Source organism: Marivita sp., assembly GCF_048006345.1.
Lineage (GTDB): Bacteria > Pseudomonadota > Alphaproteobacteria > Rhodobacterales > Rhodobacteraceae > Marivita.
The window spans coordinates 1,123,357-1,143,419 of sequence record NZ_CP180351.1; the positions used below are offsets into that span (position 1 = coordinate 1,123,357).

General features: G+C 60.9%; 19 protein-coding genes. 6 read left to right on the top strand and 13 right to left on the bottom strand.

What is annotated here, in order from left to right:
* Nucleotides 1-16 precede the first annotated feature (16 nt).
* The gene (locus ACMVPR_RS05595) at nucleotides 17-928 is read right to left on the bottom strand and encodes an MBL fold metallo-hydrolase (RefSeq protein ID WP_416884624.1); all 912 of its coding nucleotides are present in this window, start codon (nucleotides 926-928) and stop codon (nucleotides 17-19) included.
* Between the two features lie 92 nt (nucleotides 929-1,020).
* On the opposite strand from ACMVPR_RS05595, the gene ACMVPR_RS05600 reads away from it, so the two are divergent.
* Together ACMVPR_RS05600 and ACMVPR_RS05605 are read left to right on the top strand one after the other, a co-directional pair.
* Complete coding sequence (locus tag ACMVPR_RS05600; protein ID WP_416882052.1) at nucleotides 1,021-2,319, top strand: ATP-binding protein; 1,299 nt, start codon at nucleotides 1,021-1,023, stop codon at nucleotides 2,317-2,319.
* 163 nt (nucleotides 2,320-2,482) lie between these two features.
* On the top strand, nucleotides 2,483-2,929 hold the full coding sequence (locus tag ACMVPR_RS05605; protein WP_292266769.1) for an acyl-CoA thioesterase: 447 nt from the start codon (nucleotides 2,483-2,485) through the stop codon (nucleotides 2,927-2,929).
* A 3-nt stretch (nucleotides 2,930-2,932) separates the two neighbouring features.
* Here ACMVPR_RS05605 and ACMVPR_RS05610 read toward each other — a convergent pair whose 3' ends face one another.
* From ACMVPR_RS05610 to ACMVPR_RS05650, 9 genes are all read right to left on the bottom strand, one after another.
* Nucleotides 2,933-5,143: a PAS-domain containing protein gene (locus ACMVPR_RS05610; RefSeq protein ID WP_416882053.1), complete on the bottom strand. Its 2,211-nt coding sequence runs from the start codon at nucleotides 5,141-5,143 to the stop codon at nucleotides 2,933-2,935.
* Nucleotides 5,130-6,326 carry an FIST N-terminal domain-containing protein gene (locus tag ACMVPR_RS05615; RefSeq protein ID WP_416882054.1) on the bottom strand — a complete coding sequence of 399 codons (1,197 nt, stop codon included), beginning with the start codon at nucleotides 6,324-6,326 and terminating at the stop codon, nucleotides 5,130-5,132. Before ACMVPR_RS05615 ends, ACMVPR_RS05610 begins: the two co-directional genes overlap by 14 nt.
* A 42-nt stretch (nucleotides 6,327-6,368) precedes the next feature.
* Nucleotides 6,369-7,052 carry a response regulator gene (locus ACMVPR_RS05620; protein ID WP_292266776.1) on the bottom strand — a complete coding sequence of 228 codons (684 nt, stop codon included), beginning with the start codon at nucleotides 7,050-7,052 and terminating at the stop codon, nucleotides 6,369-6,371.
* Nucleotides 7,053-7,173: 121 nt separating this feature from the next.
* Entirely contained in the window at nucleotides 7,174-8,463 is a 1,290-nt protein-coding gene (locus ACMVPR_RS05625) for a branched-chain amino acid ABC transporter permease (protein ID WP_416882055.1), read from the bottom strand.
* On the bottom strand, nucleotides 8,460-9,470 hold the full coding sequence (locus ACMVPR_RS05630; RefSeq protein WP_300585078.1) for a branched-chain amino acid ABC transporter permease: 1,011 nt from the start codon (nucleotides 9,468-9,470) through the stop codon (nucleotides 8,460-8,462). The genes ACMVPR_RS05625 and ACMVPR_RS05630 overlap by 4 nt, the downstream gene beginning before the upstream one ends.
* Before the next feature lie 49 nt (nucleotides 9,471-9,519).
* On the bottom strand, nucleotides 9,520-9,924 hold the full coding sequence (locus ACMVPR_RS05635; RefSeq protein ID WP_416882056.1) for a hypothetical protein: 405 nt from the start codon (nucleotides 9,922-9,924) through the stop codon (nucleotides 9,520-9,522).
* 61 nt (nucleotides 9,925-9,985) lie between these two features.
* Nucleotides 9,986-10,816, bottom strand: a complete 831-nt coding sequence (locus tag ACMVPR_RS05640) for an ABC transporter ATP-binding protein (protein ID WP_300585076.1) — start codon at nucleotides 10,814-10,816, stop codon at nucleotides 9,986-9,988.
* On the bottom strand, nucleotides 10,813-11,592 hold the full coding sequence (locus tag ACMVPR_RS05645) for an ABC transporter ATP-binding protein (protein WP_292266787.1): 780 nt from the start codon (nucleotides 11,590-11,592) through the stop codon (nucleotides 10,813-10,815). Before ACMVPR_RS05645 ends, ACMVPR_RS05640 begins: the two co-directional genes overlap by 4 nt.
* Before the next feature lie 97 nt (nucleotides 11,593-11,689).
* Nucleotides 11,690-12,886 (bottom strand): ABC transporter substrate-binding protein, encoded by a 1,197-nt coding sequence (locus ACMVPR_RS05650; protein WP_416882057.1) that lies wholly within the window; start codon nucleotides 12,884-12,886, stop codon nucleotides 11,690-11,692.
* Between the two features lie 256 nt (nucleotides 12,887-13,142).
* On the opposite strand from ACMVPR_RS05650, the gene ACMVPR_RS05655 reads away from it, so the two are divergent.
* Nucleotides 13,143-14,276 (top strand): PQQ-dependent sugar dehydrogenase, encoded by a 1,134-nt coding sequence (locus ACMVPR_RS05655; RefSeq protein ID WP_416882058.1) that lies wholly within the window; start codon nucleotides 13,143-13,145, stop codon nucleotides 14,274-14,276.
* A gap of 66 nt (nucleotides 14,277-14,342) precedes the next feature.
* Here ACMVPR_RS05655 and ACMVPR_RS05660 read toward each other — a convergent pair whose 3' ends face one another.
* On the bottom strand, nucleotides 14,343-15,233 hold the full coding sequence (locus ACMVPR_RS05660) for a cation diffusion facilitator family transporter (RefSeq protein WP_416882059.1): 891 nt from the start codon (nucleotides 15,231-15,233) through the stop codon (nucleotides 14,343-14,345).
* A 185-nt stretch (nucleotides 15,234-15,418) separates the two neighbouring features.
* Between ACMVPR_RS05660 and ACMVPR_RS05665 the strand changes: the two genes are divergently transcribed.
* Nucleotides 15,419-15,838 carry a hypothetical protein gene (locus ACMVPR_RS05665; protein ID WP_416882060.1) on the top strand — a complete coding sequence of 140 codons (420 nt, stop codon included), beginning with the start codon at nucleotides 15,419-15,421 and terminating at the stop codon, nucleotides 15,836-15,838.
* A 6-nt stretch (nucleotides 15,839-15,844) separates the two neighbouring features.
* Here the strand turns inward: ACMVPR_RS05665 and ACMVPR_RS05670 are convergent, their stop codons facing one another.
* Complete coding sequence (locus ACMVPR_RS05670; protein ID WP_292266799.1) at nucleotides 15,845-16,849, bottom strand: GlxA family transcriptional regulator; 1,005 nt, start codon at nucleotides 16,847-16,849, stop codon at nucleotides 15,845-15,847.
* Between the two features lie 169 nt (nucleotides 16,850-17,018).
* On the opposite strand from ACMVPR_RS05670, the gene ACMVPR_RS05675 reads away from it, so the two are divergent.
* On the top strand, nucleotides 17,019-18,389 hold the full coding sequence (locus ACMVPR_RS05675; RefSeq protein ID WP_416882061.1) for a class II 3-deoxy-7-phosphoheptulonate synthase: 1,371 nt from the start codon (nucleotides 17,019-17,021) through the stop codon (nucleotides 18,387-18,389).
* A 49-nt stretch (nucleotides 18,390-18,438) separates the two neighbouring features.
* Here ACMVPR_RS05675 and ACMVPR_RS05680 read toward each other — a convergent pair whose 3' ends face one another.
* Nucleotides 18,439-19,002, bottom strand: coding sequence for a PAS domain-containing protein (locus tag ACMVPR_RS05680; RefSeq protein ID WP_416882062.1), 564 nt, complete (start codon nucleotides 19,000-19,002; stop codon nucleotides 18,439-18,441).
* 167 nt (nucleotides 19,003-19,169) lie between these two features.
* Between ACMVPR_RS05680 and ACMVPR_RS05685 the strand changes: the two genes are divergently transcribed.
* A complete protein-coding gene (locus ACMVPR_RS05685; protein WP_416882063.1) occupies nucleotides 19,170-20,060 on the top strand; it encodes a YicC/YloC family endoribonuclease in 891 nt (296 codons plus the stop codon).
* Nucleotides 20,061-20,063 lie beyond the last annotated feature (3 nt).

A 20,063-nucleotide genomic window follows, 5' to 3' on the forward strand; every position in this document is an offset into this window, starting at 1 on the left:
AAAAATGTAATCGCCGTCACGTCAGGGCGAATTGTGCCTCGGCACCAAGTTGTCCGATCGGGGTGACTTGGTTTTTCACATAAAGATCAATGAGATGCGCGAGAACGTTTCGCGCAGCTGCGGGAAGAAGTGCCGCGGGTGTGTCTGTGTAGATCCGCGCGGAAAGGGCCGCCGCAGTCGATGGCCCGGAGTGCAAAGCCTCCAGCACGGCGGCCTCGCGGGCCAGTCGGTGCGAGATGAGCCAGTCGAGGCGTCCAGCGGGGTCGAGGATCGGCGCACCATGGCCTGCATGGAGCACCGACCACCTCTCGGATTGCAGACGTCCACAGGAGGCCATGAAATCCGTCAGATCGCCATCGGGCGGCGAGACCAGTGAACTGGCCCACCCCATGACCAGATCGCCGCAAAACAGCGCGTCTTCCCATGCAAAGCTCAGATGATTGCCGAAATGGCCGGGCGTGTGGAGCGCACGCAGGCTCCAGCCGTCGCCGCGCACCGTGTCGCCGTCCGCAAGTGTGATGTCGGGATGAAACTCCGCATCCACACCTTCGCCACCCCCGACCACCCCCGTCGCTGCAAGCTCCTGCATCACCGCGCTGCGCCCGCCCGAGGCATCCGAGAACGCGTAGACCGGGGCATCGACCTGCTTTGCCAGGCTGCGGGCCAAGGGCGAATGATCGACATGGGAATGCGTCACAAGAACAGCGGAAACCCTTTCAGAACCAATGGCCTGTAGGATGGCGTTGAAGTGATCATTGTCGGCCGGGCCGGGGTCAATGATCGCAAGATCGCCGTCACCCACAAGGTACGTGTTGGTGCCGCGAAAGGTCATCGGCGACGGATTCGGCGCAAGCACGCGGCGCAGACCCGGGGCGAGCCATTCGGCCACGCCCGGTTCTGGCCGGAAATCGGGTTGGGGATCTTGCATCATGCGGGTACAGCAGCAGGGCACACGGGGAATTGCAATCCCTGATGCGGCGGGACATTCCGTTTTGCCACTGTTCAGAGTAGCGTCCCGGTATGACATTCGACTGGCTCAAACGCTACATGCCTCGCGGGCTCTACGGTCGGGCTGCGCTGATCCTGCTCCTCCCCGTGGTGGCGCTGCAATTGCTTGTGTCCGTGGTGTTTGTGCAGCGCCATTTCGAAGGCGTCACGCAGCAGATGAGCCGTGAAATTGCCCGCCAGATCAATGCAACGCTGGATCCCGCGCGGGCGAACGACACGGACATCGCGGATGCGCTCAGCTTTGATTTCCTGCCGACCTCGCCGGATGCGATGCCGGAAGAGGACCTGCGCCGCTGGTATGATTTTTCGGGGATCGTGGTGATCCGCACGCTTCGCTCTTACGTGATCGGGTTTGAGCGTGCGCATCTGGTCGATGACTGGACGGTGCTGGTCTGGGTAAAGCGGGGGGATGATCCGCTCACACTGATCGAATTCGCCCGTGAACGGGCATCGGCCTCCAACCCGCATCAGTTGCTTGTGAACATGGTGGTGTTCGGGGCGCTTTTGACGGTCATCGCCTATCTCTACCTGCGCAACCAGCTGCGCCCGATCACCCGATTGGCGCAGGCGGCTGAAGCCTTTGGCCGGGGGCGGCATGTTCCCTATTCCCCGTCCGGTGCGGTCGAGGTGCGGGCGGCCGGGCACGCCTTTCTGGACATGCGCGCGCGGATCGAACGGCAGATCGAACAGCGTACGATGATGTTGTCGGGGATCAGCCATGACCTGCGCACACCTCTGACGCGCTTGCGGCTGGCGGTGTCCATGCTCGACGAAAGTGACAGTGAACTGCTGGCACGTGACATCGACGACATGCAAAAGCTGATTGACGCCTTTCTTGATTTCGCACGGGGCAATGCCGATAGCGGGCAGTCCGAACCGACCGACATTCCCGATTTCGTGCAGCGTGTCGTCGACGATTGCGCCCGCAGCGGCACACCGGTGCGATTGGTGGAAATCGCGGGGGCAGGGCAGGTGATGCTGCGCCAGATGGCCATGCGCCGCGCCATCGAGAACCTGATCGGTAACGCGGAACGTTATGGCTCGCGGTGCGAGGTGTCGGTGGTGCTGACTGACAAGTCTCTGCGCATCCGGATCGAAGACGACGGCCCCGGTATCGCCACTGACCAGCGCGACGCAGCCTTGCGCCCCTTCGTCCGGCTGGACCCGGCGCGCAATCAGGACAAGGGCTCTGGCGTCGGGCTGGGCCTGGCCATCGCCGCTGACATCGCGCGGGCGCATGGCGGTGTTCTGCGTCTTGGCGAAAGCGAGTCCATGGGGGGATTGCGGGCGGATATCGTAATCGCACGGTGAAACACCTGCTATGCGGGGTTTCTACGACTTTAGTCGTGCCGCGCGATTGGGCGGTTGCTACAAAAAACGTTGAAAAGATCATCAGATTTCTGGAATACAGTGGAATACCGAGCTGGCCTTGCGCCTGACCCGGACAGAAAAGATGACGACAGGACGCCCCGGAATGCCGGCATATCAATATATCCACGATGTCATGCTTCGCGATTGCGAACCGTCTGGCATCGTCTTTCTGCCCCGATACTTTGAGATGGTTCACACCGTTATCGAAAATTGGCTGGATGAGGCTTTGGATTGGCCGATGAGCCAGATTCAGGGCAGCGACGGTCTGTCCTTGCCATTTGTGAACATCAGTGCCGAATTCCCGGCCCCCAGCCGTTTGGGCGATCGTCTGACATGGCGGTTGTCTGTCCGCGAATTGCGGCGCAGCAGCTTGTGGTTGGAATTGAACGCAACAACCGGCGCGGAAAGCCGTGTCACCATCACGGGCACTCTGGTTCTGTCCGAGGCTGTCGCGCTGCGCACCCGGCGCTGGCCCGACACGATTGCCGAGCGTGTCAAGGATTACCTTGTCGCGCCGGATGCGAAGTCGGGCAAAAAGGTCGCCGAATGAGGGTCAGACCGCGATTTCGCGCGCCGCCGAATGCAGGAACTCGATCAGCTTTGTGCGGTCGAGGGGTTTCAGCAGCAATTCCAGTCCCAGCCGCTTGGTTTCCTGCCGGAGTTGCGGTGACCGTTCCGCCGACACGACGGCGCAGGGCAGGCGGCCCAGCCTGCGGGTCAGTTCTTCAAAGAGCTCTGTCCCGGATGCCCCGTCCCCCAACTGGTAATCCAGCAGCAGCGCGTCAGGAGTGATCTGGAGATCTTCCATCAGCTCCAGCGCGCTTTCCGCGTTTTCGCTCTCGATCACGCTGACTCCCCAGCTTTCGATCAGGATCGACATCGCGCGGCGCAATTGCGGATCATTTTCCACCAGAAGGACGATCAGTCCGGTTTTCAACAAGGTCATCGCGGACGCATTGCGCGATTTGACAGGCATGTGCGGCTGTGCATGCCGTGCCAATGGCACGTTGAGCATGAAGCATGACCCGCGCCCCGGTTCGGACCAAAGACCCAGCGGATGGCCCAGACGCGCACAGGCGCGCTCCACGATGGCCAAGCCGAGTCCCAGACCGTCATTGTTGCTGGCCTTGGTGTCGAGGCGTCGGAACTCTTCGAAGATCGAATTCTGATCCTCCTCGGCGATGCCGGGTCCCGTGTCCCACACTTCGATCCGGGCAGAATCGCCGTTGCGCCGCGCGCCGACGATCACCCGCCCGGTGTCGGTGTAGCGGATGGCATTGGTCAGCAGGTTCTGCACGATCCGCCGCAGATACGCGGGATCGGATTCAACCACATGTGAGCTGTCGACGATCCGCAGGATCAGCCCCTTTTTCTCGGCCAGCATCTCCATCTCATCCCGCAGCGGATCGAAAATCTCGCGCAGGGCGACAGGCCGGATGTCAAAGCTCAGCCCGTCGGATTCCAGCTTGGAGATGTTGAGCAGCGCGTCGATGATCTGTTCCGCTGCGCCCAGCGCCGTTTCCGCCTTGGCCAGAACCGCCTGTTCATTCGGTGTTTCGATCTTGTCGGACAAGGAGGCCATGAACAGTTTGGCTGCAGAGAGCGGTTGCAAGAGGTCGTGGCTTGCCGCTGCGACAAAACGCGATTTCGACGCATTGGCCCGTTCAGCCGCACTTAACGCGTCTTCCAATTCCAACGTGCGTTCCATCACGCGCTGTTCGAGGATTTCGTTCAACTCGTAAAGCTTTTGCGCCGCTTCGCGTTCCGCCGTCACATCGGTGCAGGAAATCACGAAGCCGCGGTCCGGCATGGCGCGCCCGAAGATGTGCAGAACAAGGCTGTCACCCTTCTGCACCTCAAACGAAACCGGGTGGCGCAACCCATCGGACGTCGCCCAGCGCCGAAAGGATCCGCGATCAATCCCGCGCGTGAATTCGAACGTATCGTCCAGATCGTCCAACAACCCGGTGAAAGACGCACCGATCCGCAACCGACGCGCCGGGATCGACAGCAGGCTGCCCAGCTTCTGGTTCCAGCCCACCAGCCGCGCGTTTTCGTCAAAGATGCAGACCCCCTGATTCAGGTGATCCAATGTGGCGCGGATCATCCGCGTCTGCTTGTCCCTCAGCTTGGCCTGTTCCTGCCGCTCGACCCGCATGATGTCGGTGATGTCGGTTTGAAGGACCACGGTCCCGCCGTTCGCAGTGCGGTGTTCGGACACCTGCAGCCACCGGTCATGGGTCAGTTGCACGTTGAACATGACCCGCCGGTCCTTGTGCCGCTGACGACGCATTTTGGCCCAGGTGTTGCGGTCCTGTTGGTCCGGCAGGTGCAGGTATTCGGACCTGCTGATCCGGTCGACATAGCTGTCAAAAGCAAGACCGGGCTTCAGATCGGACGCCGTGTCGCGAAAGTCCCGGCAGAAGCGCGAATTGCACATGACAAGGTCGTCATTCGGATCAAAAAGCGCAAAGCCTTCGGAAATGGTCTCGATTGCGTCCGCAAGGTTGCGCCGCGCCGCCTCGGTTTCCTGATTGGCGCGGGCAAGCTGTCCATTGGCCTCGTGCAACAGGTCCAGCGTGCGTTCCAATTCGAGCGTCCGCTCGCGCACCCGTTTTTCCAGAAGTGCCGCGCGTTCGAATTGCGCATAAGCCGCACCGGAATGGGCCACGCCGTATTCCACGCGCCGCATGAGGCTGTCTGCGATCTTGAGCAGCTTTTCGTTCTGTCGTTCAAGACTGTCGCTGGGATCAATCAGGGACACGGGTCGCCTCGTTGCCGGTGGGTGGGTAGATCGCCACACCTGTCAGGGTCTGGTTCACATGCAAGCCGCCAATCTGTTCGCCATAGGTCGAAAAGCCAACGACGTTATGCGCGCTCAGCACGTCCGATACGGCGCGGGTCTTTTGCAAACGTCCCGCCTCGATCCGGCGCAGGATACAGTCACATCCCAGAATGAATTCGGGTTTGTCCTGTTTGGCCAGATCGCTCAGCCCGTGATCCAGGTGGGCCACGATGTCGTCATGGGTGGCAAGCGTCAGAACCATGCCTTCGTTGATTGCGGAAAAGAACACCAGATCGTGGTTTTCGCGAACCTGCTGGATGGCGCGGACATGGTGGATGTCGCCAAGCCGTACGACGACTGGATGCTCCGCAAAGGTGAACTGATCCAACTGGTTCGGGTCAAGCCCCAGCAATCGCGCGTATTCCAATGCGGCGGGTTCTGCGTTGATCTCGTGAACCACCCGTTCCTCGGGCGAGGCCGAGGTGACCACCATGCGCTGTTCGGTGGGCACGAGATGGTCGAGGCTGAACACGCGAACGGGCCTGTCGCAATGCACGACCGCAACGATGGCCGCGTTCTGCATCACCTTGCCGTTCCGGGCCAGCCAGGTCTGGCCAAACCGAGTACCGTCGCCGGATGACCCGCCAAAAAGCGGGGTTGGCCCCAAACCGGCGGACAGGAATGCCGTCAGTTGCTCTTCGCGAAGACTGAGCCCATCGACCAGAAGAAACGCGAAGTCGGATGTCCAGTCCGGGGTTTTGTGAGCCAGCGCCAACCGTGCTTCGATCAGCGAACCAGCAACAGATTGCTCGTTAATATTGTCAAGGTCTTCAATGGCATAGGTGTGGATTTTGAAGTGCTTTTTGCGGAACGCAACCGCGATGATCTGCTCTTCTTCGTAGCCCGCGCGACCGATCTCGCCGGCTGTTGTGCATGCGAGAACATCCGCATCCCCGAAAAGATGCGCTGTTGCGGCCACCAACGCTGTGAAATCCGCCTCTGGAGACACAAACAGACAAACAAGCTCGAAAGGTCCCGGTCCGAGTTGTTTGGCTATTTGGTCCGCAGAGTTGGGGTCATCGCAGCGCACCTGAGCAACAGCGATCACCTCTTGGTCGGTCTCAGAACGTTCGGCCTCAGGAAATTCCCGGCTTCCTTCCACGCAATGGTTCCCAAGTGTTGGCTATCGCTGATGATAGGAGGATCACACGTCGCTTGGCAAGACTCGGTTGAAGCGGGCGTCTTGCGCAATCAGCACGGCCTGTGTCCGGCTGTGCACCCCAAGCTTCCGCATGATGGCTGTGACATGGGCTTTGACAGTGGTTTCCGCGATGGAGAGATCAAAGGCGATCTGTTTGTTCAGCTTGCCTTCGCAGATCAGGTTCAGGATCCGCGCCTGTTGATTGGTCAACGAGGCCAACCGCGACAGCGCCTCTTCCGGGGCGTCGCGGCTGCTGTCCTGACCTTGCGGGTCGATATAGCCGTCGGGAACAAAAGATTGCCCCTCACGCACCGCATCGAACGCCTTGCGGAACACCGCACGTTGCGAATGTTTGGGCACAAACCCGTTTGCGCCAGCCTTAAGAGCGTGGCTGATCATCCGGTTGTCGGCCATCGACGACACGATCAGGATCGTGGATTTCGGTGCCGCCGTTCGTAGGCGCACCAGACCGTCCAGTCCGTTCACATCCGGCAGGTTCAGATCGAGAAGGATCAGATCGAAATCCGCGTCTGCTGCAACCTTGTCGAGGGCGGCATCCATTGTTCCCGCTGTCTGGATTTCCGAGAAATCGGCGATGGAGCGGAGCGTGAGCATGAGCGCGTCACAGAACAGGGGGTGGTCATCCACGACCAATGCGGTCAGCTCTGCTGTGGGAATGTCTCGCATTGTTCTGCTCTCTTCTGTCGTCCTTTCGGCAGACGTGGCGATGGTCTGCCTGTCCCTCCAGATTAGGGATTTCCGCCCGCGCCGTCACTTGCCGAAAGGTCTCATACGGCGCGGGTCAAAATCAGCGCTCCGGAAGCAGCCCCCTTGGGTACAGACGCAGGACCAGAAGCAGGATAATCCCCATGGTCAGCAGGCGCATATGCTGCACGCTGTCCAGAAGATGCGCCTTGAGCCATGACCCATCCGTCATGCCCGCCGTGATCAGCGACATCAGCAAATGACCGATCGGTTCCACCTGCACCCAGAGGAACCAGATCAGGAACCCGCCCAGCACGGCGCCAAGGTTGTTGCCCGATCCACCGACGATCACCATCACCCAGATCAGGAACGTATAGCGCAGCGGTTGGTAGCTGCCCGGGGTCAACTGCCCGTCAAGCGTGGTCATCATCGCGCCCGCAATCCCGCAGATGGCCGAGCCCAGTACGAACACCTGCAAGTGCCGGGCAGTCACATCCTTGCCCATCGCGCGGGCGGCGGTCTCGTTGTCACGGATCGCGCGCATCATCCGGCCCCATGGGCTTTTCAGAGCAAGCTGAGACAGCACCAGAAGCACGATCAGGACGGCGGCGAACAGCAACCCGTATTCGACCTTCACATAGATCGTCGAGGCGGTTGTCCCGTCCAACCCGAAACCAGCGGCACGTTCCACGAAAGCCGGATCGTTCTGCAAATCGACTTCGTAGGGCACGGGGCGGGGCAGGCCGATCACATTCTTCACGCCCCGCGCCAGCCAGTCTTCGTTCTTGAGGATGGCAATGACGATCTCGGCAATGCCGAGCGTCGCGATGGCCAGATAGTCCGACCGCAGGCCCAGTGCTGTCTTGCCGATCACGTAAGCCGCACCTGCGGCCAGCAATCCGCCAACGGGCCATGCCAGCAGCACCGGCAGACCAAGACCGCCAAGATAGCCCGCCAGCGCCGGATCGACCGCTTCCACGGCCTCAACCGACGGGTCCAGCACCATGCGATAGATGATCATCCCGACCAGCAACACACCAGCCGTGCCCCAACCGCGCAGCTTGCCGGATGTGCGCGCCCAGAACAGCACCGCCGCAACGATGGTCGCGGCCCCAAGCACCAGACCCAAAAGGATACCACCGCCACCGGCCTGCCATGCGGCACTCACCGGCGGCATGGAGATCAGCACAACCGCCAAGCCGCCCAACGCCACAAAGCCCATGATGCCGACGTTGAAAAGCCCCGCCAGACCCCATTGCAGGTTTACACCCAGCGCCATGACCGCGCTGATCAATCCCATGTTCAGGATCAGAAGCGCCGAGTTCCAGCTTTGTAGAAACCCGGTCCCCAGTATAAGACCGGCAACAGCCGCGAAAAGCAGAACGGTTTTCATAGCGATTTCCCCCGGAAGAGGCCGGTCGGCCGGAACAGCAGCACGATCACAAGGATCACGAAGCTGACCGCGAACTTGTATTCGGTGCTCAGGATCTGCACCAAGCCGTCTGGCTCAAGGGCAGGGGGCAGCACGTAGGTCAGCACTTTCTTCCAGGCATAGGTGATGCCCACCTCCGAGAACGCGATCACGAACCCGCCCGCGATCGCGCCCAGCGGGTTGCCCAAGCCTCCGACGATGGCCGCCGCAAAGATCGGCAAGAGAAGCTGGAAATAGGTGAAGGCCTTGAACGACTTGTCGAGGCCGTAAAGCACGCCCGCCACCGTCGCCAGTGACGCCACGATCAGCCATGTCACTAGTACCACGCGCTCTGGGTTGATGCCCGAGAGCAGCGCCAGATCCTCGTTGTCCGAAAACGCCCGCATCGACTTGCCAGTCCGCGTCTTGTTCAGAAACCAGAAAAGTGCTGCCACAACCGCAATCGCCGTCACCACGGTGATCACCTGTGTCGTGCGCAGCGCCAGACCTTCCTCGAGCCCCGTCATGTCGCGGAACGTTCGCGCCGAGATCACAAACCGTTCGCCATCGGCAAAGCGGTAATCGTCCGGCCCGATGATGATGCGCGTGAGGCCATTGTAGATGAACATCACGCCCATCGACACGATCACGAGGATCACCGGCTTGGCCTTCTGCGCGCGGTAGAACTTGTAGACATATTTATCCGTCAACAGCACCAGCGCCGTCGCGCCAAGAATGCCTATCGGAATGGCCAGCAGCGCCGTTGGCAGGGGGCCAAAGCTGACCCCCATCGCCTGCAAGCCCCAAGTGGCCAGCACCGTGACCATCGTGCCCACGGCCATCGTGTCGCCATGGGCAAAGTTCGAAAACCGCAGGATGCCATAGATCAACGTCACCCCCAGCGCGCCCAGCGCCAGCTGACTGCCATAGGCAATCGCAGGGATCAGGACGAAGTTCGCAAGCGCGACAAAACCATTCAACAAGTCCATGAGCCGGTCCCCTTGAACATGTCTTTCCACAGCACTGTCTGTTCCAACATCATTGCGACGCGCCTCCCGTCACCGCTTCGATAAAAGCGTCATCGCATGTCGCGACCTCTTCGGCGCTTTCCTGACCAAACGGCTGCACCCGGATCAGGTCATCGCCACTTGCGCGGAGAACGACGTTCAGCACCAGACCCGCGTCTGGTGACACGGCGACCAGAGCATGATCTCCAAAGGCCTGCTGGATCTGCGCCACCAAGTCCACATCCACCCCGTCCATGCGCAGAACGACCTGACCAGTCCCGGTCAGAGATGCCAGTCCGACAGACCAACTGTCCGACCGGCACGCGGGCAGGGTGTCGGCGGATTGCGCCGATACAGGTGCACCGAACGCAAGGATCACACCGAGTGCTGCACTGAAAGCCCGCATCTTCTTCTCTTTCCAAATACGCAAATCCATCATCTCCATCCCGCGCGCCCGGAGCGAAACGCGTAGGCCGGGCTTCAGCCCGGCGCCCAACTCACCCACCCAGGAACGACCGGCGCACATCGGGGTCGGCCAGCAAATCCTTGCCGGTCCCCGAATAGCCGTTCGCACCCTGCACCAGCACATAACCCTTGTCCGCGATCTCCAGCGCCTGCCGCGCGTTCTGCTCGACCATGAGGATCGAAATGCCTGTCCGCGCCACCTCGATGATCCGGTCGAACAGTTCGTCCATGACGATGGGCGACACACCCGCCGTCGGCTCGTCCAGCATCAGCACCTTGGGCTGGGTCATCAGCGCCCGGCCCACGGCCACCTGCTGACGCTGACCACCCGACAGTTCGCCCGCAGGCTGGCGCCGCTTGTCGCGCAGGATCGGGAACAGCTCGTAGACCTGCTCCATCGTGCTGCGGAAATCATCCTCACGGATGAACGCGCCCATTTCGAGGTTCTCTTCCACCGTCATCGACGTGAAGATGTTCGAGGTCTGCGGCACAAACCCCATGCCGTAGCGCACCCGCGCCTGCGGCGTCAGTTGGGTGATGTCCTCGCCATCCAGAAGCACACGGCCTTCGCGCAGGTCCAGCATGCCGAAGACCGCCTTCATCGCTGTCGACTTGCCCGCACCGTTGGGCCCGACGATCACCGCGATCTCGCCTTTTTCCACCGCGATGGTGCAGCCATGCAGGATGTCGGGGCCGGATTTGCCATAGCCGCCGGTCATGTTCTCACCGATCAGAAACGGCCCATCTCCGCCGGGCATGGCGCGCTCCTGCGTGCCTGAGGCGGTCAGCGTGCCAGCCCCGTGCGGATTGGTGATCGACGCGTCCTTGTTGCCGCGGTCGTCTTGGTAGGGGTTACCACTCATCCAACCGCTTCCTTGTTCTTGAGACCGGTGCCCAGATAGGCCTCGATCACGCGTTCGTCCGACTTGATCTCGTCGATCGTGCCTTTGGACAACACCTTGCCCTCGGCCATCACGATCACCGGATCGCAAAGCCGACCGATGAAATCCATGTCGTGTTCGATCATGCAGAACGTGTAGCCGCGTTCCTTGTTGAGCCGGATGATTGCGTCGCCGATGGTATTGAGCAGGGTGCGGTTCACCCCGGCTCCGACCTCGTCCAGGAAGACGATCCGCGCGTCCACCATCATGGTGCGGCCCAGTTCCAACAGTTTCTTCTGACCACCCGAGACCTGACCCGCCTTGTGGTCGGCCAGATGTTCGATGGTCAGGAATTCCAGCACCTCGTCCGCCTTGGCCCTGAGCGCGCGTTCTTCGTTTGCGATGCGCTTGCGCCCGAACCATGTGTTCCAGAGCGTTTCACCCGTCTGTCCGCCCGGAACCATCATCAGGTTCTCGCGGCAAGACATGGAACTGAACTCATGCGCGATCTGGAACGTCCGCAGCAGCCCTTTGTGAAACAGCGTGTGCGGCGGCAATCCGGTGATGTCCTCACCCGCCATGAAGACTTGCCCTGAGGTTGGTGGAAGAACGCCCGCCACTACATTGAAAAGCGTGGTTTTTCCCGCGCCATTCGGGCCAACCAGCCCGGTGATGGACCCGGTCTCGATTTCGAGAGTGGCGCCATCAACGGCTCGGAAACCGCCGAAATGGCGGTGAAGGTTTTTCACCTCGATCATCGTGTATCCCTGTGGCGGTGTTGTCCGGCCCGCCTTTTAATAGTGAAGCGGCGCGAGAAACCTCCCGCGCCGCTTGGTGTTGGTTGCCATAGACGGCTTAGCGGTAGCCAACGACCTTCAGCGCGCCACCTTCAACGGTGTATTCCGCGTAGGAGCCGGCGGCTTCGCCCGGTTCAACCAGTTCGACGCCCGTTGCACCTTGGTAGTCCACATCGCCACCACCCGCGATGATGTCGAGAGCCTTGCCCAATTCACCCGGCAGGATCGGCTCGCCCGGTGCGTTGGCCACGTGGAAGACATGAGAGGCATAGTCGCCCGGCTCTTTCGAACCAGCCGCCGCCATTGCCAGCAGCATCAGCGCTGCCGCATCATAGGACTCACCGGCGTAGACCGACGTGCCGTCGATGCCGGCTGCAGACGCCATGTCCGCAAACATCGCGGCACCAGCATTGTCCGAGCCCGGCGCGGTGCCGATCATGCCAGCGATATCGTCGCCGAAACGGTCTGTCAGAGAGTTGCCGATCATGCCGTCGCCCATGGCAAACATGTCGAACGCACCGGTGTCGAGCGCGCCCTGAATGACGCCTGCGCCACCTTGGTCGACATAGCCCAGCACGACCAGAGCGTCGCCACCGGCAGAGGCCAGAGCGCCCACTTCAGCCGAGTAATCGGCCTTGCCGTCTTCATGCGGCGCGGACAGAGTGACAGATCCACCAGCCGCTTCGTAAGCAGCCTGGAACGCATCGGCAAAGCCTTTGCCGTAGTCGTTGTTTGTGTAGGTCACGGCAGCGCTGGTGATGCCTTTTTCGATCATGATTTCTGCCAGAACGGCACCCTGACGCGCGTCAGACGGTGCTGTGCGGAAGAAGAGGCCATTGTCTTCGGCAACCGACAGGGCGGGCGACGTGGCGGACGGCGAAATCATGACCATGCCGTTGGGTACGGACACGTTGGCCAGAACCGCACCGGTCACACCCGAACAATCCGGGCCCATCATCGCGCTGATGCCGTCGGATGTGATCAGACGCTCGGCTGCGGCCGTTGCTGCAGCGCTGTCGACGCAGGTCGAATCCGCGCGGACGGCTGTAACTGTCGCACCGCCCAGCAGCTTGCCGCTGTCGGACACTTCCTTGATCGCCATTTCGGCACCAGCGGCCATCGAGGGTGTGATGGATTCGATCGGGCCGGTGAAGCCCAGAATGATCCCCATCTTGATCTCGTTGGAGTGGCTGGCTGCAAAGGCAGTGCCCGCCATCAATGCGCCAGCCGCTGTGGCTGTCAGAAACTTTTTCATAATTATTCTCCCATGTTGGAACATCGCTGTGTTCTGGCGCAAACGATATTCAGATGCCGGGGAAAAGAAAAGACCTCTTGCATCTGGGGCGTTGCGCCTCGTTTTGTTTTTTAATCAGAGGATTAGGCGTTGAGATTGACATGGTGCGAATCTTTTTGCGCCCGGTGCTCCGCGCTCACGTCTTCGTAAACCCGGTTGTCCCAACGTCAGCGGCGTTTATTTCAGAAACACGATGTCCCCAAAGGAGATGCGCCCGATGAATGCCTTTCGCCGTCTGACCCTCTCGCTCTCGCTTCTGCTATCCTCTGCGGCGCTTGCGCCTGCTTTGGCGCAGGTGGCCTCGGAAACCATCCAGACCAGCGCCGGTGCACTGCAGGTGTCTGCGGTTGTCACCGGGCTGGATGAACCGTGGGGATTTGGCTTTTTACCGGATGGTAAAATTGTGGTGACGGAACGGGATGGCCGGGTTCTTCTGGTCACGCCGGGTGCCGGGGCCGTTGCGCTGCGCAACCCGCCTCAGGTTCTGGCGGATGGGCAGGGTGGCTTGCTCGATGTTCTGGTGCCGCGCGACTTTGCGCAAAGCCGCACGCTATACTTTACCCATGCCAAACGGCAGGGACGCGGCAGCGGAACGGCTGTCACCAAGGCGGTGTTGAGTGCGGATGGCACGGCGCTGACCGCTCACGACACGATCTTCGAAATCGCACCCGGCTCAAGCGGGGGGCGGCACTTCGGGTCACGTCTCGTGGAAGCGCGGGATGGGACGCTGTTTGTCACCGTCGGGGATCGCGGCTCTGACGACACCGCGCAGGATCGAAGCCTGCACAACGGGTCTGTTCTGCGCATCACCAAGACCGGGGCGGTGCCTTCTGACAATCCGTTCGTGAACACTGCAGGCGTGCTGCCCGAGATCTGGTCCTACGGTCATCGCAACCCGCAAGGTGCCGCGATGGACAGCAATGGTCAGCTTTGGGTCACCGAACACGGCGCGCGCGGCGGCGACGAGGTGAACCGCATCCAGAAAGGTGCCAATTTCGGCTGGCCGGTGATTTCCTACGGCACCCACTACTCGGGGCGCAGCATCGGGGAAGGCACATCGAAGCCTGGCATGGAACAACCGGTGACCTACTGGGACCCCTCCATCGCCCCATCCGGGCTGACCTTCTACACCAGCGGTCCGATCCGGGGATGGTCGGGTGACATGTTGGCAGGGTCGCTGAAATTCGACTACATCGCGCGGCTTGAAGGATCACCCCTGCGCGAAGTGGAACAGATCCGTGGTGAGAGCACCCAACGGGTCCGGGACGTTCGTCAGGGACCGGACGGCGCGCTGTGGTTCCTGAGCGTCGGCAACGGCGCCCTCTACAGGATGGCAGCTGTCGGGTCGTAACCGTTTGCACGGCACATGCGCCGACGCATGTGCGTCTTTACGTCGACGAAAAGACCACCGTTTGCGTCAGTCGAGCACGACAATCCCGGTGTGTTTTTGCTTGTGTTCAGGTTCGACATGGATCGTGACACGGCTGTCCGGCACAGCCTTGCCGATGGCCGCTTCGATCCGGTCGCAAATCTCGTGTGCGTCGAATACGGTCATGTCGCCGGGCACCACCAGGTGAAACTCCACAAAGGTCACACGTCCCGCATGCCGGGTGCGCAGGTCATGGGCCTCAACCGCGCCGTGCGCCTTGTCCGAGATCGTCTCGCGGATTTGCGCCAGCGTGGTTTCGGGAACCGCCTCGTCCATCAGACCGCTCAGTGACTCTTTCACCACCCGCGACCCGGACCACAGGATGTTAACCGCAACCAGCGCCGCCATGATCGGATCGAACAGCCACCATCCCGTGGCAAACGCGATCAACACGCCCACAGCGACGCCGACCGAAGTCAGCACATCCGTCCAGAGATGTTTGCCGTCCGCCACCAACGCGGGCGATTTCAAAAGCCGCCCCTGACGCACCAGAACCATCGCCCAAACCGCGTTCAACGCGGTGGCGGCAGCATTGATCAAGAGACCCTCAATCGGAGCGTCCAAAGCACGCGGGGACATGATCCCGTCATAGGCCTCCCGCAGAATGAAGAGGGCTGCAATGATGATCATCACGCCTTCCAGCACCGCGCTGAAGAATTCCGCCTTGTGATGTCCGAACGGGTGGTTGGCATCGGCAGGGCGCTGCGCCACCTGGATGGCGATCAACGCGGCAAAAGCGGTGGTCAGGTTCACCGTGCTTTCGAGCGCGTCCGACAAAAGCGCGACAGACCCCGTCACCCACCAGGCCAGCGCCTTGAGGCCAAGCACGACAACGCCCACCAGCAGGCTTCCCAGAGCAAGTTTGAGTGCGGCGGACATGGCGTTCCCCTTTGGATGGGGGCGCTTTACAAGTCCGGGGCCGTTCGCTCAACCCTCTGATTTTGCGGTTGATACTGACTTGCAACTGGCGATCCGACGCCGATTTGACTGTTGGTGCCAACTGCGATTGCTTTGAAAAGGGTGAGGAGTCACACTTCGTCTGTGATCCTTGAAAGGAACAGCCCATGAAATCTGTTATTTTCAGCGGTATACTGGCGGTATCTCTGGGTCTTGCACAGGGTGCTGTGGCTCAGGATGGCGTATTCCGCAATTACGAGGAACTGCGCAGCGACCTAGACCAGTATATGAAGTCGCGGGACATCAAATCGGTGATGCTGAGGTTCGGCGGCGCGGACGAGATGACAATACAACAATTGGACAATCTTCAGGGCCGCGTTCGACAGATATTCCCGCAGGACTTCACCGAAGCTGCGCTGGTGCGCCGAAACGAGATGGAAAACGGCTGGTCGCAGGAACTGATCTCGTACCGCACGGGGATCAGCTACATCTTTGCCTATCTCGTGTTGCATCAGTTGGATGACGCCATTGTCAGCGTGAATTTTCAGTTCAACACTGATTTCAATGATTTGAACGCGCAGTTCTGAAGCAGGTCAGACCGACAGCCTTGAAGCATGTGCCCCACGTTCGCGGTAAGGCGTGGTTTCGTAATGCGCCCGGTAGCATTTCGAGAAATGCGACGGCGAGGCAAAGCCACAGGCCAGCGCCACGTTGATGACGCTCATATCCGTCTGCATCAGCAGGTTGCGGGCCTTTTGCAGGCGCAGTTCCATGTAATAGCGTTTGGGGCTGCGGCTCAGGTAACGTCGGAACAACCGTTCCAGCTGGCGGGTGGACATACCCACCTGATGGGCGAGGACCGAAGGGCTGATCGGCTCTTCGATGTTCTGCTCCATCATCTGGATGACTTTCGACAGCTTTGGATGCCGGACGCCGATGCGGGTGGGCACGGACAGGCGCTGGGTGTCCTGATCGGTGCGGATCGAGTTGTAGATCAGCTGATCGGCCACGGCACCCGCAAGTTCCTCGCCATGATCGTCGGCGATGATCTTGAGCATCAGGTCGACCGAGGCCGTGCCGCCTGCGGTGGTGATCCGGCTGCCGTCGACCACGAAGATCGACTTGGTCAGCGTCACTTCGGGGAATTCCTCGGCAAAGCTGTCCTGGTTTTCCCAGTGGATGGTGGCCCGCTTGCCGTCCAGCAATCCCGCAGACGCCAGTGAATAAGCGGCCGTGCACAATCCGCCGATGGCCAGACCCCGACGGGCCTCGCGGCGCAGCCAGTTGATGACGCGCTTTGTGGTGGCTTTCTGCACGTCGATGCCGCCGCAGACGATGACCACGTCATCGCGGTTCATCTCGATCAGGTCGGAATCCAGCCGAAAAGACACACCCGCCGAGCAGGTGATCTCGACCCCGCCTTCGCCGATAATCGTCCAGTCATACAGCTTGCGGTTCGCCATCCGGTTTGCGATGCGCAGCGATTCCACGGCCGCCGAGAAGCACAGCATGGTGAATTCGGGCAGCAAAACAAAGACAAACCGGCGCGGGCGGCTGGGTATATGATCGAGTTCGACGGTCTGGCGTGTCGGAAGCATGTTCTCTGGACCTTGGGCAGTGCTCTGCGGCACGTTGCCGGTCACAAGGTCAGAAGTGACGCGCCGGGTCAAGGCATCGGGGGACGATTCCTGTCTGGTCAGACAGGGGTGGTTTCTGTATAGCGACCCCGCTAACGCTAACTTACTTGGATTGACCGGAGTAGAGACAATGACCGAGTGGAAAAAATCAGGCTGGCGCGCGAAACCGCGGGTACAGATGCCTGACTATACGGATCAGGCAAAGCTGGAGGCTGTCGAAGCCCAGCTGTCGAAGTATCCGCCGCTCGTGTTTGCGGGCGAGGCACGAAAGTTGAAAAAGGCCCTTGGGGCGGCTTCTCGCGGTGATGCGTTCCTGCTTCAGGGTGGCGACTGCGCCGAGGCGTTCGACCAGTTCAGCGCGAACGCGATCCGCGACACGTTCAAGGTGATGCTGCAGATGGCAATGGTTCTGACCTTTGGTGCCAAGGTGCCTGTGGTCAAGGTGGGGCGCATGGCGGGCCAGTTCGCCAAGCCGCGCTCTGCACCGACCGAAGTGATTGATGGTGTGGAGCTGCCAAGCTACCGCGGTGACATCATCAACGAGCTTGCCTTCACACCCGAAGCGCGGATTCCCGATCCGGCCAAGATGCTGCAAGCCTACACGCAGGCAGCGGCCACGCTGAACCTGCTGCGGGCGTTCTCGACCGGTGGTTATGCCGATGTACACCAGGTCCATCAGTGGACTCTGGGCTTCACCGACCGCGAGGAAGCGGAGAAGTACCGCGATATGGCCAACCGCATTGGCGACACTCTCGATTTCATGAAGGCTGCTGGTCTGGACTCTGATCGTGAACCGTCACTTCAGACGGTGGATTTCTATACCAGCCATGAATCTCTGCTGCTGGAATACGAAGAGGCGCTGACCCGTCAGGATTCGACATCGGGCAAGTGGCTTGCGGGCTCTGGGCACATGATCTGGATCGGTGACCGCACCCGTCAGCCGGACGGCGCGCATGTGGAATTCGCGCGCGGCGTGCTGAACCCGATCGGTCTCAAGTGCGGCCCGACCACGACCGCCGAAGACCTCAAGGTCCTTATGGCCAAGCTGAACCCGGAGAATGAGGCGGGCAAGCTGACCCTGATCGCACGCTTTGGGGCTGGCAAGGTGGGCGAACATCTGCCGCGTCTGATCAAGACCGTGGCCGAAGAGGGCGCCAACGTCACATGGGTCTGCGATCCGATGCACGGCAACACGATCAAGTCGTCCACGGGCTACAAGACCCGCCCGTTCGATCTGGTGCTGCGCGAAGTGCGCGAATTCTTCGGCATCCATAACGCCGAAGGCACTGTCCCCGGTGGTGTGCATTTCGAGATGACCGGTCAAGATGTGACCGAATGCACCGGAGGTGTCCGGGCGGTGAGCGAGGAAAACCTGAGCGACCGCTACCACACAGCCTGCGATCCGCGCCTCAACGCGTCTCAGTCGCTGGAACTCGCGTTCCTTGTGGCCGAAGAGCTGACATCGCGCCGCGAGGCACAGGTTGCCGCCAAGGCGGGCTGATTGACCTGAACTGTTTGAGAATGGGGCGGCTCTGCGGGGCCGCCCTTTTTCATGTGTTGTCGACGACCAGACGCAAGTGTGTCCGTCGTGTCGCCGTACGGTGTGCCATCACCTCGACCACGCCAAAAGGTCCGGGCCGGGCAATCGCATCTCCCACAGGGGCCAGCCCACCTAGGAATTGCGTGATGCGTCCCGTGGTGTCTACGAGGGGATAGAGGACCAATCGCGCTGAAACCTTTCTTGTTGCGAGATCCTCCTCGGATGTCAGGGCGATCTCAACCGGGTGACCTCCGATGCAACAGGCGGTCACCGCCTCGTTGAAAACGGCGCGGTCATTTGCGCGGATCAGCAAGCTGAGTGGCAGGCCCTTGCAGGGCTTGTCCGCCATGTCCTCAACTGCGCCACCGGCCACGCGAATGCGGGCATGGCAATGTCCAAAGCGTTCGGCGAGGAACGCGTGATCCAGCGCGTCCTGGATTTGGCCGGGGTCAACTTCTGACCATAAGGGCAGATCGCCCTGTCTGACCAAGCTTGCCCAATACGCCCCCAAGATCCCGAGCGCCCGTGCGGCGTGTTGGGTCAACGCGTGGTGCGTCAACGATGTGATGATCATCCCCGTCGTCCCATCCCAATTCCCGGACGGGGCGTACCACAGTCTTGCCGCAATTTGGTCTTGGATCTTAACAAATGGTTAACTCCCTTGGTCAAGCCCACCGGCTTGCATCGACCCGTCGCACAGCGTAACCCAACGCCTGATACCGGCGGAGCGAGGACAAAGAGATGCGTCAATCCATGACGGGGTTTGCGTCGGGGCAGGGAGAGGCTTTGGGCCTGACCTGGACCTGGGATCTGCGCAGCGTGAATGCACGCGGCCTCGACATCCGCGTGCGCGTGCCTGATTGGGTCGATGGTCTGGAACAAGCGCTCCGGGGGCTGATCATGAAACGCCTGTCTCGCGGCAGCGTGACGGTCTCGCTCCGGCTGCATTCAAACGGCACCGAGGCGGTGCAGGAGCTGAACGAGGCGCAACTGGATCGGGTTCTGACCGCGATGCTGCGGATCGAGGCCGAAGCCATGGCGCGCGGTCTGTCGCTGACTGCGTCTTCGGCGGCGGACCTGATCACCGTGCGCGGCGTGATGGATGCGCCGCAACAGCAATCCGATCCGGCCGAAGTTCTGGCTGTTCTGGTCGCGGATTTTGGTCCGGTGTTAGAGAGCTTCATCGCGTCCCGGCACTCCGAAGGTGCGGCATTGGTTGATGTTTTGAATGGCCAGGTGAACCAGATCGCCGAGCTCGTATCTCAGGCCGACGCGGTTGCCGACGCGCGCAAAGACGAACAGGCAGCGCGGATGCGCGCGGCGATGGCACGTGTTCTGGATGCTCAGGACAACCTCGACGAACAGCGGATTGCGCAGGAGCTTGCCTTGATCGCGGTCAAGGCTGACGTGACTGAAGAGATCGACCGCCTGCGCACCCATGTCGATGCCGCGCGCGATCTGCTGACATCTGAAGGGGCCGTTGGCCGCAAGCTTGATTTCCTGATGCAGGAGTTCAACCGCGAAGCCAACACGCTGTGTTCCAAGGCACAATCAGCGCCTTTGACGGCTGTTGGGCTTGAGCTGAAAACCGTCATCGAACAGATGCGCGAACAAGTTCAGAACGTGGAGTAAGCC

What these genes read in the sequence shown, in the direction of transcription:
- ACMVPR_RS05595 (WP_416884624.1), bottom strand. Translation starts at nt 928, where the DNA reads ATGCAAGATCCCCAACCCGATTTCCGGCCAGAACCGGGCGTGGCCGAA.
- ACMVPR_RS05600 (WP_416882052.1), top strand. Translation starts at nt 1,021, where the DNA reads ATGACATTCGACTGGCTCAAACGCTACATGCCTCGCGGGCTCTACGGT.
- ACMVPR_RS05605 (WP_292266769.1), top strand. Translation starts at nt 2,483, where the DNA reads ATGCCGGCATATCAATATATCCACGATGTCATGCTTCGCGATTGCGAA.
- ACMVPR_RS05620 (WP_292266776.1), bottom strand. Translation starts at nt 7,052, where the DNA reads ATGCGAGACATTCCCACAGCAGAGCTGACCGCATTGGTCGTGGATGAC.
- ACMVPR_RS05625 (WP_416882055.1), bottom strand. Translation starts at nt 8,463, where the DNA reads ATGAAAACCGTTCTGCTTTTCGCGGCTGTTGCCGGTCTTATACTGGGG.
- ACMVPR_RS05630 (WP_300585078.1), bottom strand. Translation starts at nt 9,470, where the DNA reads ATGGACTTGTTGAATGGTTTTGTCGCGCTTGCGAACTTCGTCCTGATC.
- ACMVPR_RS05635 (WP_416882056.1), bottom strand. Translation starts at nt 9,924, where the DNA reads ATGGATTTGCGTATTTGGAAAGAGAAGAAGATGCGGGCTTTCAGTGCA.
- ACMVPR_RS05640 (WP_300585076.1), bottom strand. Translation starts at nt 10,816, where the DNA reads ATGAGTGGTAACCCCTACCAAGACGACCGCGGCAACAAGGACGCGTCG.
- ACMVPR_RS05645 (WP_292266787.1), bottom strand. Translation starts at nt 11,592, where the DNA reads ATGATCGAGGTGAAAAACCTTCACCGCCATTTCGGCGGTTTCCGAGCC.
- ACMVPR_RS05650 (WP_416882057.1), bottom strand. Translation starts at nt 12,886, where the DNA reads ATGAAAAAGTTTCTGACAGCCACAGCGGCTGGCGCATTGATGGCGGGC.
- ACMVPR_RS05655 (WP_416882058.1), top strand. Translation starts at nt 13,143, where the DNA reads ATGAATGCCTTTCGCCGTCTGACCCTCTCGCTCTCGCTTCTGCTATCC.
- ACMVPR_RS05660 (WP_416882059.1), bottom strand. Translation starts at nt 15,233, where the DNA reads ATGTCCGCCGCACTCAAACTTGCTCTGGGAAGCCTGCTGGTGGGCGTT.
- ACMVPR_RS05665 (WP_416882060.1), top strand. Translation starts at nt 15,419, where the DNA reads ATGAAATCTGTTATTTTCAGCGGTATACTGGCGGTATCTCTGGGTCTT.
- ACMVPR_RS05670 (WP_292266799.1), bottom strand. Translation starts at nt 16,849, where the DNA reads ATGCTTCCGACACGCCAGACCGTCGAACTCGATCATATACCCAGCCGC.
- ACMVPR_RS05675 (WP_416882061.1), top strand. Translation starts at nt 17,019, where the DNA reads ATGACCGAGTGGAAAAAATCAGGCTGGCGCGCGAAACCGCGGGTACAG.
- ACMVPR_RS05680 (WP_416882062.1), bottom strand. Translation starts at nt 19,002, where the DNA reads ATGATCATCACATCGTTGACGCACCACGCGTTGACCCAACACGCCGCA.
- ACMVPR_RS05685 (WP_416882063.1), top strand. Translation starts at nt 19,170, where the DNA reads ATGCGTCAATCCATGACGGGGTTTGCGTCGGGGCAGGGAGAGGCTTTG.